Source organism: Sanguibacter suarezii NBRC 16159, assembly GCF_001552735.1.
GTDB lineage: Bacteria > Actinomycetota > Actinomycetes > Actinomycetales > Cellulomonadaceae > Sanguibacter > Sanguibacter suarezii.
The window spans coordinates 292,118-306,983 of sequence record NZ_BCRT01000015.1; the positions used below are offsets into that span (position 1 = coordinate 292,118).

Consider the following 14,866-nt stretch of genomic DNA (forward strand, 5'->3'; position numbering starts at 1 on the left):
GTGCAGAACACCTCGCTCCTGACCCGCCCCGTGTGGGCCTTCCTGCTCGACGCCGTGTGCGTCCTCGCCTTCGCCGCGGGCGGGCGGTCCTCCCACGAGGAGGCCCTCTCCCTGGGCGGGGTCGCCCAGACGGCGTGGCCCTTCCTCGTCGGGCTGGGCGTCGGCTGGCTCGTCCTGCTGGCCGCAGCGCACCGCGGCTCGCGCGGTCCGCGCGGCGGCTCGCGTCGCGGCCACCTGTCGGTGCTGCCCGCCGGCGTCGTCCTCGTGCTCGCCTCGTGGGGGCTGGGGATGGGTTTGCGCCTGCTCACCGATCAGGGCGCCAGCGGCGCCTTCCCGCTCGTCGCCCTCGCCTTCCTCACGCTCACGCTGATCGGCTGGCGCCTGGTCGCCGCCGGGGTCAGCCGGCGAGCACAGCGGCGATCGTCGGCGCCAACGCCCTGAACGCCTGCCCGCGGTGGCTGATGGCGTTCTTCTCGGCCGGGGTGAGCTCGGCGCAGGATCGCGTGTCGCCGTCGGGCCGCAGGATGGGGTCGTAGCCGAAGCCGCCCGCCCCGCGCGGGGCGGTGAGCAGGGTGCCGGTCAGCGCGCCGGTCTCGACGTACTCACGCCCGTCCGGGGTGACGAGGGCGGCGGCGCAGACGAAGCGTGCGCCGCGGTGCTCCTCGGCGATGTCGGAGAGCTGGGCGAGCAGCAGGTCGAGGTTGGCCTGGTCGTCACCGTGGCGCCCGGCCCAGCGCGCGGAGAAGATCCCCGGTGCGCCGCCGAGCACGTCGACGGCCAGCCCCGAGTCGTCCGCCACGCATGGCAGGCCGCTCGCGGCGACGAGGGCGCGGGCCTTGATGAGCGCGTTCTCCTCGAAGGTCACCCCGTCCTCGACCGGCTCGACGTCGGTGAAGGCCGCCGCCCCCACGACGTCGTCGGGGCTCAGGCCCGGGATCGTCCCGGCGGCGAGCAGGATCGCTCGGAGCTCACCGACCTTGTGCTCGTTGTGGGTGGCCAGGACGAGGCGGGGCGAGGTCACGACGACTCCTTCGGTGCGGGGGTGAGCTGGTGGTGCGGGCGCAGGGGGCGCACGCGGGATGGTCAGGCAGGGCTCAGAGCAGGTAGGAGCGCCCCTGCTCGACGACCTCGACCGGTCCGTCGTAGACCGCCTGGGCCTCGGCGACGGAGACCGCGGGATCGTTCCACGCCGGGACGTGGGTGAGCAGCAGCCGCGCAGCCCCGGCCTTGGTGGCCACCTGCCCGGCGCGCCGGCCGGTCAGGTGGATGCCGCAGGCCTCGTCACGGCCCTCGACGAAGGCGGCCTCGGCCAGCAGCACGTCCGCGGACTCGGCGAGGGCGTAGACGCCATCGCAGACGTCGGTGTCACCGGTGTAGGCCAGGGTCGCGGAGGTCCCAGGGACGAGGGTGCTCGGTCCGGTGACCCGCACCCCGTAGGCGGGGATCGGGTGCTCGACCGCGACCGGCTCGATCGTGAACGGTCCCACCTGGGCCGCGGAGCCCGGGGTCCAGGTACGGAAGTCGAACTGCCCGGTCATCGTCTCGCCGTCGGGCAGGCCGTAGGAGTCGGCGAGCCGGCGCTCGGCCTCGGCCGGGCCGTAGAGCGGCACCGCGGTGCGTGACCCGTCGACCTCAGACCCGCGCTCGGGGTGGTACTTGAGGAAGACGTAGTAGCCGCACAGGTCCGCGAAGTGGTCGGGGTGCATGTGGGAGATCGCCACGGCGTCGACCGCAAAAGGGTCCACGACCTGCTGCAGGGCTCCCAAGGAGCCGTTGCCCAGGTCCAGCACGAGCGACCAGGTGCGTCCAGCGGCGTCGTCGGCCTGCACGAGGTAGCACGACGCCGGTGATGACGGCGCCGCGAACGAACCGGCCATACCGACGATCGTCAGCTTCATAGGACCGATTCCACCACGGGCACCTCGGGTCCGAGGAATCGACGAGCGAGGCCGGCGAACACCGCAGCGTCCCCGGTCGACTGGAAGACGTGCTCCGGAGGGCCCGCGGACACGTCTCTTTCTAGGCCATGAGCCACAAGCGTGCGGAAGACGTCCTTCGCCGTCTCCTCCGCGCTTGAGACCAACGTCACGTCCTCGCCCATGACATAGGAGATCGCACCGGTGAGCAGCGGGTAGTGGGTGCAGCCGAGGATGAGGGTGTCCACCCCGGCCTCGCGGACCGGGTCCAGGTAGCGCCGGGCGGCGGCGAGCACCTCCGGCCCGGCGGTCACGCCGGCCTCCACGAGCGGGACGAAGTCCGGGCACGCCTGCGGCACGACGGTCACGCCGGTGGCGACGGCGAGCGCGTCCTCGTAGGCCCGCGACTCGATGGTCGCCCGGGTGCCTATGACACCGACCCGTCCGGTGCGGGTGGCGGCCACCGCACGGCGGGCGGCGGGCAGGATCACCTCGACGACGGGGATGCCGTGCCGGACGGAGTACCGCTCGCGGGCGTCACGCAGGACGGCGGCGGAGGCGCTGTTGCACGCGATGACGAGCATCTTGACGCCCTCGTCGACGAGCCGGTCCATGACGTCCAGGGCCAGCGAACGGACCGTGGCGAGGGGCTTGGGGCCGTAGGGGGCGTTGATGGTGTCGCCGATGTAGTGGATCGATTCGTTGGGCAGCTGGTCGAGGATGGACCGCGCGACGGTCAGCCCACCCACTCCGGAGTCGAAGATTCCGATCGGGGCGTTGTTCACACAGTCGAGGATAGTCGAGCGCTCCAGACCTACGACAAAGCGGCGCCCCGCACGGTGATCCGTGCGGGGCGCCGCTGAGGACATTGTCCAGGTGCCGGTGGTGCTAGATCCTCGAGCTCTTGCCACGTCCAACGAGGGCGAGGACGAGGCTCACGACGAGCACTGCGATACCGATCCACAGGAGGAAGGAACCGACTCCGGAGAAGCCGAGGATGATGAGGACAACTCCGATGAGCAAGATAAGCAACCAGCTAGGCATGGGATCCTCTTTCCGTCATAACGGCCTGGCACGGGCGTTCCGTGCGGCCACAAAAATCATCCTGACAGAGTCTTGACAAGCGCGCATCTTGAGGGATGAGTTTGCATCGCCGCAGGTCGTGTGCTTTCCCGGAAAATCAGTGCCGACGCTTGCGACGACGGAAGTCCGTGAGCATGCAGTCGGTGAGCGACTCCTGGAGATAGCCGGCGAGCAAGAACACCGAGCCGAGGAACAGGCGTGGTCCGCTCATCCCCTCCCCCGCGGTGGGCTTGCGGTCCTCGCCGTCCTCGTCCTCGCTCTCCCACGTGGCGGTGACCGCGTCGTAGAGCGCCTCGGAGTCCTCGTCCGTGCGCAGTCCCAGCCGCTCCCCGATCACCAGGCGGATGTCCGCGAGCGCGCCGGCGATCGGCTCCGCCTCGTCGACCATGATGACGAAGTCGAGCTGGTCGCTCTCGTTCGCCGACGGCGGCACCTCCAGCAGCAGCTCGGCGAACAGCAGCAGCCGGTCGACCTTGCGCTGGCGCAGGTCGTCGTCGGTGTAGCGGCGGAACTCCCCGGCGATCTCCGGGTCGGTCGAGGCGTCCGGGAGCAGACGGCGCACCGCCGGGTCGCTCGGCGCCTCGAGCGGGGCACCATGGATCCCGTCGAAGACGCTGCGCAGCGCACCGAGGCTCTCGGCGGCCGAGGGGCCGGTGCTCCCCGGACCGTCCGAGCCCTGCGAGCCGGGGGCGCTGCCGGAGGCACCAGGGACCTGCTCGTGCTGGTCCCGCTGCTGCTCGTGCTGGTCGCTGTGCTCGTCATCGTGCTCGTCGCCGTCGTCGTCTGCGGGCAGGAAGGCGTCCTCGCCGCCCAGCAGCTCCACGACGTCCCCGGTCACCTGCGCCAGGACGAGCCGCTCCGGTGTGGACAGCGCCGCGACGTAGGTGCCTGAGCCGTCGTCCGGGCTCTCAAAAGGTCGCATCCCTACTCACCGCTCCGCTTCATCGTGGCCCACAGCCCGTAGGAGTGCATGGCCTGCACGTCCATCTCGACCTTCTCCCTGCCCCCGGTCGAGACGACCGCGTGGCCGTCCTTGTGCACCTGCATCATGAGGGTGTGGGCCTTGCGCTGGGAGTAGCCGAAGTAGCTCTCGAAGACGTAGGCGACGTAGTTCATGAGGTTGACCGGATCGTTCCAGACGATGGTCACCCACGGTTCGGCACTACGGACGTCAGCCTCGAGATGCGTGGCCTGCTCTGGTGTGGTTGTCACGGTCACAGGGCAACTCTAGGTCCTCCCGCCTCCGGCGTGCCCTACGGTTGTCCCATGGGGACTGCGCTGCTCACAGACCGTTACGAGCTCACGATGCTGCAGGCGGCGCTCGCCGACGGCACCGCCGACCGGCACTGCGTCTTCGAGGTGTTCACCCGACGCCTGCCGTCCTGGCGCCGCTACGGCGTGCTGGCCGGGACCGGACGGGTGCTCGAGCTGCTCGCCGACTTCCGCTTCGACGCCGACGAGCTCGAGTGGCTGGGCCGGGAGAAGGTCGTCGACGATGCGACGCTGGAGTTCCTGGCGGGCTACCGCTTCACCGGTGACATCCGGGGCTACGCCGAGGGCGAGGCGTTCTTCCCCTCGAGCCCGGTCATGGTCGTGGAGGGCACCTTCGCCGAGGCGGTGCTGCTGGAGACCCTCGTCCTGTCGGTCCTCAACTACGACTCCGCGGTGGCCTCGGCCGCCTCGCGGATGACCAGCGCCGCCGTCGGCCGCCCGTGCCTGGAGATGGGCTCGCGCCGGGCGCACGAGCAGGCGGCGGTCGCAGCCGCCCGCGCCGCGGCCGTGGCGGGCTTCTCCGGCACGTCCAACCTGGAGGCCGGGCGCCGCTACGGCCTGGCCACCATCGGCACCGCCGCGCACGCCTTCACCCTCCTGCACGACGACGAGGAGCAGGCCTTCGCCTCCCAGGTCGCCTCCGCGGGGCCAGGGACCACCCTCCTGGTGGACACCTATGACGTGACCCGCGGGGTCGAGCGGGCCGTGAAGATCGCCGGCACCGACCTCGGGGCGGTGCGGCTGGACTCCGGTGACCTGGGGGTGCTGGCCCAGGAGGTCCGCGGCCAGCTCGACGCCCTCGGCGCCACGAGCACCCGCATCACCGTGACCTCTGACCTGGACGAGTACGCGATCGCCTCACTGGCCGCCTCGCCGGTCGACTCCTACGGGGTGGGCACCAAGCTCGTCACCGGGTCCGGGGCTCCGACCTGCGGGATGGTCTACAAGCTCGTGGCCCGTGAAGGGGCCTCGGGCGCCCTGGAGCCGGTGGCCAAGGCGTCCACCTCCAAGACGAGCGTGGGCGGGCGCAAGAGCGCCTCGCGGCTGCTCGACGAGTCCGGGCGGGCGCTGGCCGAGGTTGTGCTCACCGGGGACGGCGACCTGGACCCGGGCGACCTCGATCCGGCCGGGGTGAGCCTGCGCCCGCTGCACACCACCCTGGTCACCGGCGGCGTCGTCGAGGACCGGTGGACCGGGCCGGAGGGTGTGGTCACCGCGACGGCCCGGCACGCGGCCTCACGCGACGAGCTGCCGCGCGGCGCCCGCCGTCTCTCCACCGGCGAGGTGGCGATCCCGACGCTCGCGCGGACCCTGGGCAGCTGACCGGCCCGCTACTTCTTTCCGACGAACCAGCCCCGCACGACCTCCACCCGGACCGTGAGCTGGTCCAGGCTCGCCAGGGGCACCTCAGGGCCCCCGCTGCGCCGGCGCAGCTCGTTGTGCACGGTGCCGTGCGGCTGACCCGAGCGACGGGCCCAGGCCGAGACGAGCTGGGAGAGCTCCTTGCGCAGCTCAGCGGCCTTGCGGTGCTCGAGCTCGCTGCGCTCGGCCGCCTGCTGGACGGCCTTGCTCTTGCCGCTCAGGTGGGTGGCCTGGCGCTGCTTGAGCAGCGTGGTGACCTGGTCGGCGTCGAGCAGGCCGGGCAGGCCCAGGAAGTCCAGCTCCTCGTCGGAGCCCACCTCCGCACCCGTGCCGAACTCGCCGCCGTCGAAGAGCACCCGGTCGAAGGACGCCTGCGACTCGAGCATCTCGAAGGAGCCGCCGAGCATCGCGTCGGAGCCCTTCTCCTCCCGGTTGGCCGCGGCCATGAGCGCGTCCTCGGGGTTGTACATGTCCCCCGCCTCCTCGCCCGTCTTGGGGCGGTCGAGGGCGTGGTCACGCTCGAGCTCCATGCTGTTGGCCAGGCCGAGCAGGTTCATCACGCTCGGCAGGAAGACCGAGGCGGTCTCCCCGCGCCGGCGGGCACGCACGAAGCGCCCGACGGCCTGGGCGAAGAACAGCGGAGTCGCGGTCGACGTCGCGTAGACCCCGACGGCCAGGCGGGGCACGTCCACGCCCTCGGAGACCATGCGCACCGCCACCATCCAGCGGTCGTCGCTGTCGCTGAACTCGTCGATGCGCGCGCTCGCGCCGTCGTCGTCGGAGAGCACGACCGTCGGGGACTGCCCGGTGATCCGGGCCAGGTGCCCGGCGTAGGCGCGGGCGTCGTTCTGGTCGGTCGCGATGACCAGCCCGCCGGCGTCGGGCACAGCCCGGCGCACCTCGGTGAGCCGCTTGTCCGCAGCGGCGAGCACCGAGGGGATCCACTCCCCGTTCGGGTCGAGGGCGCTGCGCCAGGCCTGGCTGGTCATGTCCTTGGTCATGGCCTCGCCGAGGTTGGCGCTGATCTCGTCGCCCGCCTTGGTCCGCCAGCGCATCTGCCCGGAGTAGGAGAGGAAGATCACCGGCCGCACGACGCCGTCGCGCAGCGCCTCGCCGTAGCCGTAGGTGTAGTCCGCCTTGGACCGGCGGATGCCGTCCATCCCGCGGTCGTAGGTGACGAAGGGGATGGCCGCGGTGTCCGAGCGGAAGGGCGTCCCCGTCAGCGCCAGGCGCCGGGTGGCCCCGTCGAAGGCGTCGCGGATGGCCTCGCCCCAGGACAGCGCGTCGCCGCCGTGGTGCACCTCGTCCAGGATGACCAGCGTCGGAGCCGCCTCGGTGCGCGCCATGTGCAGCGCCGCGTTCGCGGCGACCTGGGCGTAGGTCAGCGCCACGCCGTCGTACTGGGCGCCGTGACGGCCCTGGCTGTTCTTGAAGTTGGGGTCCAGACGCACGCCCACGCGCGCGGCGGCGTCGGCCCACTGGTGCTTGAGGTGCTCGGTCGGCGCGACGACGGTGATGCGCCGCACCACACCCTGCTCGAGCAGCTCGGTCGCGATGCGCAGCGCGAAGGTCGTCTTGCCGGCCCCCGGGGTCGCCACCGCGAGGAAGTCGCGCGGGGCGCGGGCGCGGTAGACGTCCAGGGCGGCCGCCTGCCAGGCGCGCAGCTTCGAGGCCGTGCCCCACGGGGCACGGGTCGGGAAGGACGGCGACAGGTGCGAGGCCGCCGCCGACGACGCCGCCTGCGGAGCGGGGGTTACCCCGGGCTTGAGCGGTGCGCCGGCAGGTGTGCCATGGTGCGCGGCACGCTCCTGCGCCGCGGTCTCCTGCGCTGCCGCGTCCTGGGCTGCGCGCTCCCGAGCCGCGCGGTCCGCGTCGACGTCGAGCGCCGCCGAGGACATGAGGTCGAAGGGTTCGTCCGAGTAGTCCAGCTCAGCGCTCACTTGCCGCTGTCGCCTGACCCGGGCTCGCCGTCCTGAGGTGCCCGCAGACCGTCGTAGATCTCCTTGCAGATGGGGCACACAGGGAACTTCTTGGGGTCGCGTCCGGGAACCCAGACCTTCCCGCACAGCGCGATGACCGGCTTGCCGGAGAGCGCGGAGTCGAGGATCTTCTCCTTGCGCACGTAGTGCGAGAACCGCTCGTGGTCACCGGGCTCGACCTCTTCGCGGGTCTCGACGTGCTCGAGCACGCTGGTCGACGTGCCCGATCCCGGAGCTCCTGGTGCCCCTGGGGTGTCGAACGGATCGAGGGGTCCGGTGCTCATCGAGGGGGTCTGTGTCATGGGCCCAAGTCTACGTGCGAGGTCACGACACGCCCAACCGTCGAGACAGCACCAGGACCGCCGCGCCGGCCTGGATGTCGTCCCCGCTGCGGGCCGCCATCCGGATGCGAAAGCCGCGTCCGATGGCAGGCATCGTGCGCTCCTGGACCTCCCGCTCGGCCCGCTCACGCACCGTGCCGGCGAGCAGCGAACGGGGTCCGCTGAGCACCACCTCGGCGAGGTTGAGCACACTGACCACGGGCGCGAGAGCGATCCCCAGCTGCGTCCCGACCTGGGAGAGGGTCTCCTGGACGGCCTCCTCGTCCAGCCCTGCCAGGCGGTCTTCGAGCGCACGGACGGACAGCACCGTCTCCAGGCAGCCGAACCGCCCGCAGGAGCAGCTGAGCCCGCCCTCCTCGACCACCCGGACGTGGCCGATCTCACCCGCGCCGTCGCTGTTGCCGCGTACCCGGGCGCCGTCGAGCATGAGACCAGCACCCACCCCCTCGGCCACGAGCAGGACCATGAGACCGGCTCCGCCCGCCCCGCCGAAGGTGTACTCGCACAGCACGGCAGCGTTGGCGTCGTTGGCCACGAAGACCGGCACCCCGAGCGCCCGGGTGAGCTCGTCGGCGAGCGGCACCCCGAACCAGCCACGGCTGGGTGACTCCACCACCACACCGGCGGCGTCGACGATCCCGGGCGCGGCCACGCCCACCCCGATCACCGGGGCGGAGGCCAGGGAGAGCAGCCTGCGCACGAACCGGACGACCAGCGCCGTCAGGGCTGCGCCCGAGCGCCCCCCGGTGTCAACCTCCGCCTCGCGCAGGAGGTGCCCGCGCAGGTCGACGAGGCGCCCGCGCACCGTGCGCCCGGTCGCCACGTCGACCGTGACGATCTGGAAAGCCGCAGTGCGCATCGCCACGAGGATGGCCGGCTTGCCGACCTTGCCCTGGTGGTGCGCCCCGAGCTCGGTGACCAGCCCTTCGGCGAGCAGGACGGCCACGAGGTCCGAGGCGGTCACCCGGTTGAGACCGGTCACCCGGGCCAGGTCCGCCCGGGACGTGGCGCCCTCGTGGAAGAGGTGCTGCAGGACCAGGGAGCGGTTGTGCGCACGGGCATGCTCAGGCAAAGCCTTGGCCAACGGTCGCAACGGAGCGGAGACGCCCTGCCAGGCGTCTTGCGCACCCCCGTTGTGCTGCTTCATGTGAGCAAGTGGAACCTTGCACCTGCGCCGTGTCAACCGGTAGCGCCCGCGCAGGTGGGGCTGCTGTGACAGGTGAGGCGGCCAGCGCGGGGCGGCAGCGGCCCCCGCGATCACGCGCGGCTCACGAAATGGTCACAGTTGGGTCCAGGACGGACCAAACACTCCTTCCGCCCTCTAGCCTCGGTCCATGCCTACCCACGTCACCCGCACCCGTACCCCTCGCTCGCGCCCGTGGTGGGCACGTGCCGCCGCGGTCGTCGCCGCAGCCACGCTGCTGGCCGCCTGCTCCCAGGCGTCAGACATGGGGACCGCCGACTCCGCGATGTCCGCCGATGGTGGCGAGAGCCTGGCCGGCGAGGCGGTGGACGGCACCGCCTCCAGCCGGACCGTCTCCACCGTCTCCACCGGTCCCGCAGCAGCGATGATCACCACCGCCAGCGTCGGGGTGGTCGTCAGCGACCCGATCGAGGCGGCGCTCGCGGTGAGCGAGCTCGTAGAGGCCAGCGGCGGACGGGTCACCGAGCGCGAGGAGGTGGCACCCTCTCCCGAGCGCGACCAGCAGCCCTGGGCCCACCTGACCGTCCGGGTCCCCGCAGACCAGCTCACCTCGACCCTCGCCTCCCTGGGCACGCTGGGGACCGTGGAGAACACCACCGTCACCTCGACCGACGCGTCCATGGAGGTCACCGACATCGCCGCGCGCATCGAGGCGCTGCAGGTCTCGGTCGACCGGCTGGAGACCTTCGTGGGGGAGGCAGCCTCGACCACCGCCCTGCTCGAGGCCGAGGCGACGCTCACCGAGCGCCAGAGCGACCTGGAAGCCCTCCAGGCCCAGCAGGCTCGACTCGACGACAAGATCGCACTGACCACCCTGACCATCGCGCTGACCACCTCGCCGACCATCCCCGAGGCCGCGCCGGCCGGGTTCTTCGGCGGTCTGCAGAACGGCTGGGACGCCCTGACCGCCACCCTCGACGTCGTCGTGCTGGCGCTGGGGACGGCGCTGCCGTGGCTGGTCCTGGCCGGGGCCGGCTACCTCGTCGTCCGGTGGGTGCGACGCCGGGCGCGTCCGGCGCCCGCGGTGTCGCCCTCGCCGACGGCCTGAGACGCGGTCAGGTGTGCAGGACCGCAGCGAGCTCGCGGCGGCTGCGGACGCCGGCCTTGGCGAAGATCCTCGAGAGGTGAGAGTCGACCGTGCGCACCGACAGGAACAGGCGGTCAGCGATCTCCTTGCTGCTCAGGCCGCCGGCGGCGAGACCGGCGATCTCCTTCTCCCGACGGGTCAGCGCCACCGGCGGCTGGCTCAGCGGCAGCCACACCCCGCGCTCACCCAGCTCGCGGTTGGCCACGAGGATGAGGTCCTGGTCCCGGGAGAACATCGCGACCACGTGCGCGAGCTGGGCCTGCCCGCGTCGGCCGTCGACGTGGCTCGCGACCGCGTGAGCACGCTCGAGGAGGTCCTCCCCCGCTGCCAGCCGCCCGTCGGCGTGCAGGGCGAACACCGCCAGGTGCAGCGCGTCGAGCTCGACCCGCGCCAGCCCGCGGTCAGCGGCCCAGTCGGCCAGGTCGATCGCCTGGTCGTACAGGTCGGGTGAGCGCAGCCAGGAGTGGGCCTGCAGACGCAGGCAGCGGATCTCGGCCTGCATGTAGGCGCTGTACATGCGCCGGGGTGAGGCGTCCGCGCGGGCGAGCAGCTCGCGGCCGGCGGTGGTGTCACCCGAGGCGATCGCCATGAGGCCCTCGGAGACCAAGGTCATGGCTGCCAGCCCGATGACGTCGGAGGCGGCGAACTGCACGTTCGCGGCGCGCAGCTCCGCCCGCCCGTCGGACCACCGTCCGCGCAGGCTGGCGAGGCCACCCCGGGTCACGTGACCGGTGGTGGGGTCGCTGGTGAACGAGCCCTCGTCCATGCTCAGCATCGCGACCACGCCCTCGGCGGCCGCGACGTCACCCAAACCGATGAGACCGATGAACCCGGCGCTGAGGATCTCTGCCACGGCCCACGGGTGCGTCCCAGCGTGCGCTGCCGCGACCCCGAGGTGACGCTGGACGATCTCCTGCGCGGCCAGCATGCGCCCGGTCTCGACGAGGTCGACGATGAGCAGCGGCATGAGCGGGAGGATGTGCGGCGAGGCCGCGTCGGGTCCGCTGACCAGGGCCATCGCCTCGTCGCGGCACTCGTTGAACCGCCCGTCACAGCCCAGGGCGATCAGCCGGGCCACGGCGATCCTCAGCGCCGGCTCCGCAGGAAGGGGGGACCCGAGCCGTGCCGTGAGCTGACGTTCGGCGACGGCGAGAGCGTGCAGCGCGGCCGCGGCGTCGTCGTGGTGGTACTGCTCGATCGCCATGACGATCTCGACCGCCTCGAGCAGGTGCTGGGCGTAGGTCTCGTCGTCGATGTCGGCCGCCGCCAGCTCCTCACGCAGCCGGGAGACGTCCAGCAGCGCGCGCGCCGGCTGGTCGAGGAAGCGCCAGGCCTGCGCACGCGCCACGAGCACATCGAGCCTGACAGGGTCCGGCGCCGGAAGCACCGCGAGCGCGCTGGTGGCGATCTGCTCCACCTCCACGACCCGGCCGGCCACCAGGCCCGCGCGCAGCGCACCGAGGATCCGGGCCGCAGGCTCCGGGAGACCGCAGTCCAGGGAGGCGCCGACGGAGGTGACCAGCGCGAGCCCGGTCTGCTCCGCCTCGTCACCGGCGACCGCCCGCAGCGTCGTGAGGATCTCGCGGCGCTGGGCGACCGACGCCGTCTCGAACAAGACCCGGGAGAACAGGGGTGCGCACTCCAGGTACGGCGTCCGCGTCCCCTGGTCGGGGGACGAGCCGTGGCCGGCCCGGTCCGGGCGGCTGTCCCGGTAGCGGATCGTGATGAGACCCTCGTCCAGCAGCGCGTCGATGACGGGTGCGGGGACGATCCGCTCGAGCACGTCCCGGACCAGGCCCCGGGAGATGGACACCAGGTCGAGAGCACGCCGACCCTGCGGGCTGACGTGGGCGATCTCGTGCTGGACCAGCTCGATGACCTTGGTGCTCAGCGGCACCACCCCGGACCAGATCCAGACGTCGGACTCCTGACGCAGCGTCCCGCTGGCCACCGCGCTACCGACCACCTCGCTCATGTGGAACGGGTTCCCGGCACACACCTCCCACACCTGGCGCAGGGCCTCGGCGGCAACCTCCCCGCCCAGGCTGCCCCGCAGCCACAGGGCGACCTCGTCACGGGTGAAAGGCGCGAGGTCGACCCGGTCCGCGACCGCGTCCTTCCACAGCTCGAACCACGGGCTGCGTCCGGCGGCGAAGGTCTGCATCGTCGCGACCAGCTGGATCTCCTCCTGACGGGCCAGGACCGCGAGCACCCGCGCACTGAGATCGTCGAGCAGGTGGGCGTCGTCGACCCGCACGACGAGCGCGCGGCCGGCACCCATGGACCGCAGCGCGGCGAGCACGAGCCCGCGCACGGTCCCGATGGGCGCGGTGACGTCGACCTGGATGTCCGGCAGCACGTCGAGGAGCGCTCCCAGCGGCGTGGCGGTGCGGTCACGGCTGGCGCCGACGCTGATCCACACCGGCGTCCCGGGAGCTGGGACCTCGGCGCGATGGGTGAGCGGACGGGCGGAGGCGGTCTCGTAGAAGGCATCCGAGGCAGCGAAGGAGTCGACCAGGTGCGTCTTGCCGACGCCGACGTCACCGACGACCAGCACACTGCGCCCGGCACGCAGCGCGGCCTCGATCTGGGCTAGGCCCGCGGTCCGCGGGACGACCGTCTCACGCAGCCGCACGACGGAGGTCGCAGGGCGCACCGAGACGGTGCGGCGCCACTGGGCGTCTATGCCTTTCGTCATCTGGGTCAGGTCCTCGAAGGTTCAGTCCGACCTCGGCTTGAGCGCTGGGTCGAGGGGTGGCAGGGACGCCGGTCTGAGAATAGTGGGCCAACAAGGGCCCAAAGACCTTGCGCGGAGTTTTTCACCCGCGCACGCCGCACCCCGGCTCCGCCTCGAACCGCGGCTGCGGGCAGTGCCCGGGAAAACTGCGTAGCGACTACCGATGTCTGCCCACCGAGCTCGCTCCTACTGTGACCACCAAGCGTGCCCCAGCCACGTGCCCGAGACGATCCGTCTCCGAGCACGAGATCCGGGGCGGTTCATCAAACAGGAAGAGGAAGAGCTCTGTGCCTACCTACACCGCCCCCGGCGTCTACATCGAAGAAGTGCCGTCGTCCCAGAAGGTCCTCTCGTCCGCTCCCACGGCCGTAGCCGCCTTCGTCGGCTTCACCGAGCGGGCGCCCTTCGACGACGCGAGCGACCCCGAGGGCCTCGCCCCGCGCCTGGTCACGAGCTGGACCCAGTACGAGGCCCTGTACGGCGGCTTCGTCGAGGGCGCCGTGCTGCCGCTGTCGGTCTACGGCTTCTTCCTCAACGGAGGGAACCTCGCGTACATCGTGCGCATCCCCAACGCCAAGCCTGCCGGCGAGCCCGCTCGCCTGTCGCTGCCGGCCATCGACCGCGCCCTCGGCCTGCCCCTGGCCATCGAGAGCATCGAGCCCGACGCGAACATCCGCGTCGCCGTCACCAACGACGAGTCGACCGACGACACCGAGGGCCCCTCGCCCTTCACCATCACCGTCCTCGAGGGCGACGACGCCGTCGAGTCCTTCCCGGGCCTGACCATCGGCGGGCCCGCCGACGCCGCCACGGTCATCAACAAGACGTCGACCAAGGTCAAGGTCACCGTCACGCTCGAGGACACGACCGACCTGTCGAGCCAGCTCGAGATCCTCAAGCCCGGCGTCTACTCCCTGGAGAAGGCGGCCCCCGTCTCGGTCCCCGTCAACGGCCGCAAGTTCGCCGGCTCGGAGAGCGCGCGCACCGGCATCAACGGGCTGGCGATCGCCGAGGACGTCACCATCGTGGCGGTCCCCGACCTCGTCACTGCTGCCACCCGCGAGGACGGCACCCTCGACCTCGACCTGTGGAAGGCCGTGCAGACCGCGCTCATCGCGCACTGCGAGCTGCACCCCAACCGCATGGCCATCCTCGACGCCCCTCCCGGCTTCAGCGCCCAGCAGGTCAAGGAGTGGCGCAGCGAGACGGCGCAGTACGACTCCGCCTTCGCCACCCTGTACTACCCGTGGATCAAGGTCGAGAACCCGGTCCCGGGCAGCTCGCAGGCTGAGGTGCTCATCCCGCCGTCCGGGCACGTCGCGGGCGTGTGGGCGCGGACCGACGACACCCGCGGGGTGTGGAAGGCCCCGGCCAACGACACCATCCGCGGGGTGCTCGACGTCGAGCGCACCATCACCCAGAACGAGCAGTCGCTGCTCAACCCGCTGGGCATCAACGCGATCCGCCCCTTCGGCACGCGCGGCATCCGCATCTGGGGCGCTCGCACCCTGGCCTCCGACACCGACTGGCAGTACATCAACGTCCGTCGGTTGTTCAACATGATCGAGTCGACGATCCTCGAGGGCACGCAGTGGGCCGTCTTCGAGCCCAACGACGTCAAGCTCTGGGAAGGCGTCATCCGCACGCTCACCGGCTACCTGCACGGGCTGTGGCAGCAGGGCGCGCTGTTCGGCGCCTCGGCGAGCCAGGCGTTCTTCGTCAACTGCGACGCCACCACCAACCCGCCGGAGTCGGTGGACGCGGGCAAGCTCGTCGTCGAGGTCGGCATCGCCCCGGTCAAGCCGGCTGAGTTCGTCGTCTTCCGGATCAGCCAGAACAAGCAGACCGGCAACTGATCCACCCGTGCGGGCGCCGCCAGGCGCCC

General features: G+C 71.7%; 14 protein-coding genes. 4 read left to right on the forward strand and 10 right to left on the reverse strand.

The window, feature by feature from the left end:
- Positions 1 to 441 carry a DUF3054 domain-containing protein gene (locus tag SS2_RS10640; protein WP_066463824.1) on the forward strand — a complete coding sequence of 147 codons (441 nt, stop codon included), beginning with the start codon at positions 1 to 3 and terminating at the stop codon, positions 439 to 441.
- Here SS2_RS10640 and rdgB read toward each other — a convergent pair.
- From rdgB to clpS, 6 genes are all read right to left on the reverse strand, one after another.
- Positions 398 to 1,021 carry an RdgB/HAM1 family non-canonical purine NTP pyrophosphatase gene (gene rdgB / locus SS2_RS10645; RefSeq protein ID WP_066463826.1) on the reverse strand — a complete coding sequence of 208 codons (624 nt, stop codon included), beginning with the start codon at positions 1,019 to 1,021 and terminating at the stop codon, positions 398 to 400. The two genes, SS2_RS10640 and rdgB, sit on opposite strands and share 44 nt — an antisense overlap.
- Before the next feature lie 73 nt (positions 1,022 to 1,094).
- Positions 1,095 to 1,877, reverse strand: coding sequence for an MBL fold metallo-hydrolase (locus SS2_RS10650; protein WP_369405214.1), 783 nt, complete (start codon positions 1,875 to 1,877; stop codon positions 1,095 to 1,097).
- A 17-nt stretch (positions 1,878 to 1,894) separates the two neighbouring features.
- Positions 1,895 to 2,701: a glutamate racemase gene (murI, locus tag SS2_RS10655; protein ID WP_066463830.1), complete on the reverse strand. Its 807-nt coding sequence runs from the start codon at positions 2,699 to 2,701 to the stop codon at positions 1,895 to 1,897.
- A 103-nt stretch (positions 2,702 to 2,804) separates the two neighbouring features.
- On the reverse strand, positions 2,805 to 2,960 hold the full coding sequence (locus SS2_RS17615) for a hypothetical protein (RefSeq protein ID WP_169796291.1): 156 nt from the start codon (positions 2,958 to 2,960) through the stop codon (positions 2,805 to 2,807).
- A gap of 136 nt (positions 2,961 to 3,096) precedes the next feature.
- Entirely contained in the window at positions 3,097 to 3,921 is an 825-nt protein-coding gene (locus SS2_RS10660) for a DUF2017 family protein (protein ID WP_066463834.1), read from the reverse strand.
- Positions 3,922 to 3,923: 2 nt separating this feature from the next.
- Positions 3,924 to 4,217 carry an ATP-dependent Clp protease adapter ClpS gene (gene clpS / locus SS2_RS10665; protein WP_439646302.1) on the reverse strand — a complete coding sequence of 98 codons (294 nt, stop codon included), beginning with the start codon at positions 4,215 to 4,217 and terminating at the stop codon, positions 3,924 to 3,926.
- 48 nt (positions 4,218 to 4,265) lie between these two features.
- On the opposite strand from clpS, the gene SS2_RS10670 reads away from it, so the two are divergent.
- Complete coding sequence (locus SS2_RS10670; RefSeq protein WP_066463836.1) at positions 4,266 to 5,594, forward strand: nicotinate phosphoribosyltransferase; 1,329 nt, start codon at positions 4,266 to 4,268, stop codon at positions 5,592 to 5,594.
- A gap of 8 nt (positions 5,595 to 5,602) precedes the next feature.
- Here SS2_RS10670 and SS2_RS10675 read toward each other — a convergent pair whose 3' ends face one another.
- From SS2_RS10675 to SS2_RS10685, 3 genes are read right to left on the reverse strand one after another with little or no spacing between them, the layout of a single operon-like run.
- A complete protein-coding gene (locus SS2_RS10675) occupies positions 5,603 to 7,531 on the reverse strand; it encodes a DEAD/DEAH box helicase (protein ID WP_083942132.1) in 1,929 nt (642 codons plus the stop codon).
- Between the two features lie 38 nt (positions 7,532 to 7,569).
- The gene (locus SS2_RS10680; protein ID WP_066463840.1) at positions 7,570 to 7,914 is read right to left on the reverse strand and encodes a DUF3039 domain-containing protein; all 345 of its coding nucleotides are present in this window, start codon (positions 7,912 to 7,914) and stop codon (positions 7,570 to 7,572) included.
- 22 nt (positions 7,915 to 7,936) lie between these two features.
- On the reverse strand, positions 7,937 to 9,100 hold the full coding sequence (locus SS2_RS10685) for an ROK family protein (RefSeq protein ID WP_066463841.1): 1,164 nt from the start codon (positions 9,098 to 9,100) through the stop codon (positions 7,937 to 7,939).
- 187 nt (positions 9,101 to 9,287) lie between these two features.
- On the opposite strand from SS2_RS10685, the gene SS2_RS10690 reads away from it, so the two are divergent.
- The gene (locus SS2_RS10690; RefSeq protein WP_066463842.1) at positions 9,288 to 10,205 is read left to right on the forward strand and encodes a DUF4349 domain-containing protein; all 918 of its coding nucleotides are present in this window, start codon (positions 9,288 to 9,290) and stop codon (positions 10,203 to 10,205) included.
- A 7-nt stretch (positions 10,206 to 10,212) separates the two neighbouring features.
- Here SS2_RS10690 and SS2_RS10695 read toward each other — a convergent pair whose 3' ends face one another.
- On the reverse strand, positions 10,213 to 12,942 hold the full coding sequence (locus tag SS2_RS10695; RefSeq protein ID WP_066463843.1) for a LuxR C-terminal-related transcriptional regulator: 2,730 nt from the start codon (positions 12,940 to 12,942) through the stop codon (positions 10,213 to 10,215).
- Positions 12,943 to 13,268: 326 nt separating this feature from the next.
- On the opposite strand from SS2_RS10695, the gene SS2_RS10700 reads away from it, so the two are divergent.
- The gene (locus tag SS2_RS10700; protein WP_066463845.1) at positions 13,269 to 14,837 is read left to right on the forward strand and encodes a phage tail sheath family protein; all 1,569 of its coding nucleotides are present in this window, start codon (positions 13,269 to 13,271) and stop codon (positions 14,835 to 14,837) included.
- The last annotated feature ends 29 nt before the right edge of the window (positions 14,838 to 14,866 follow it).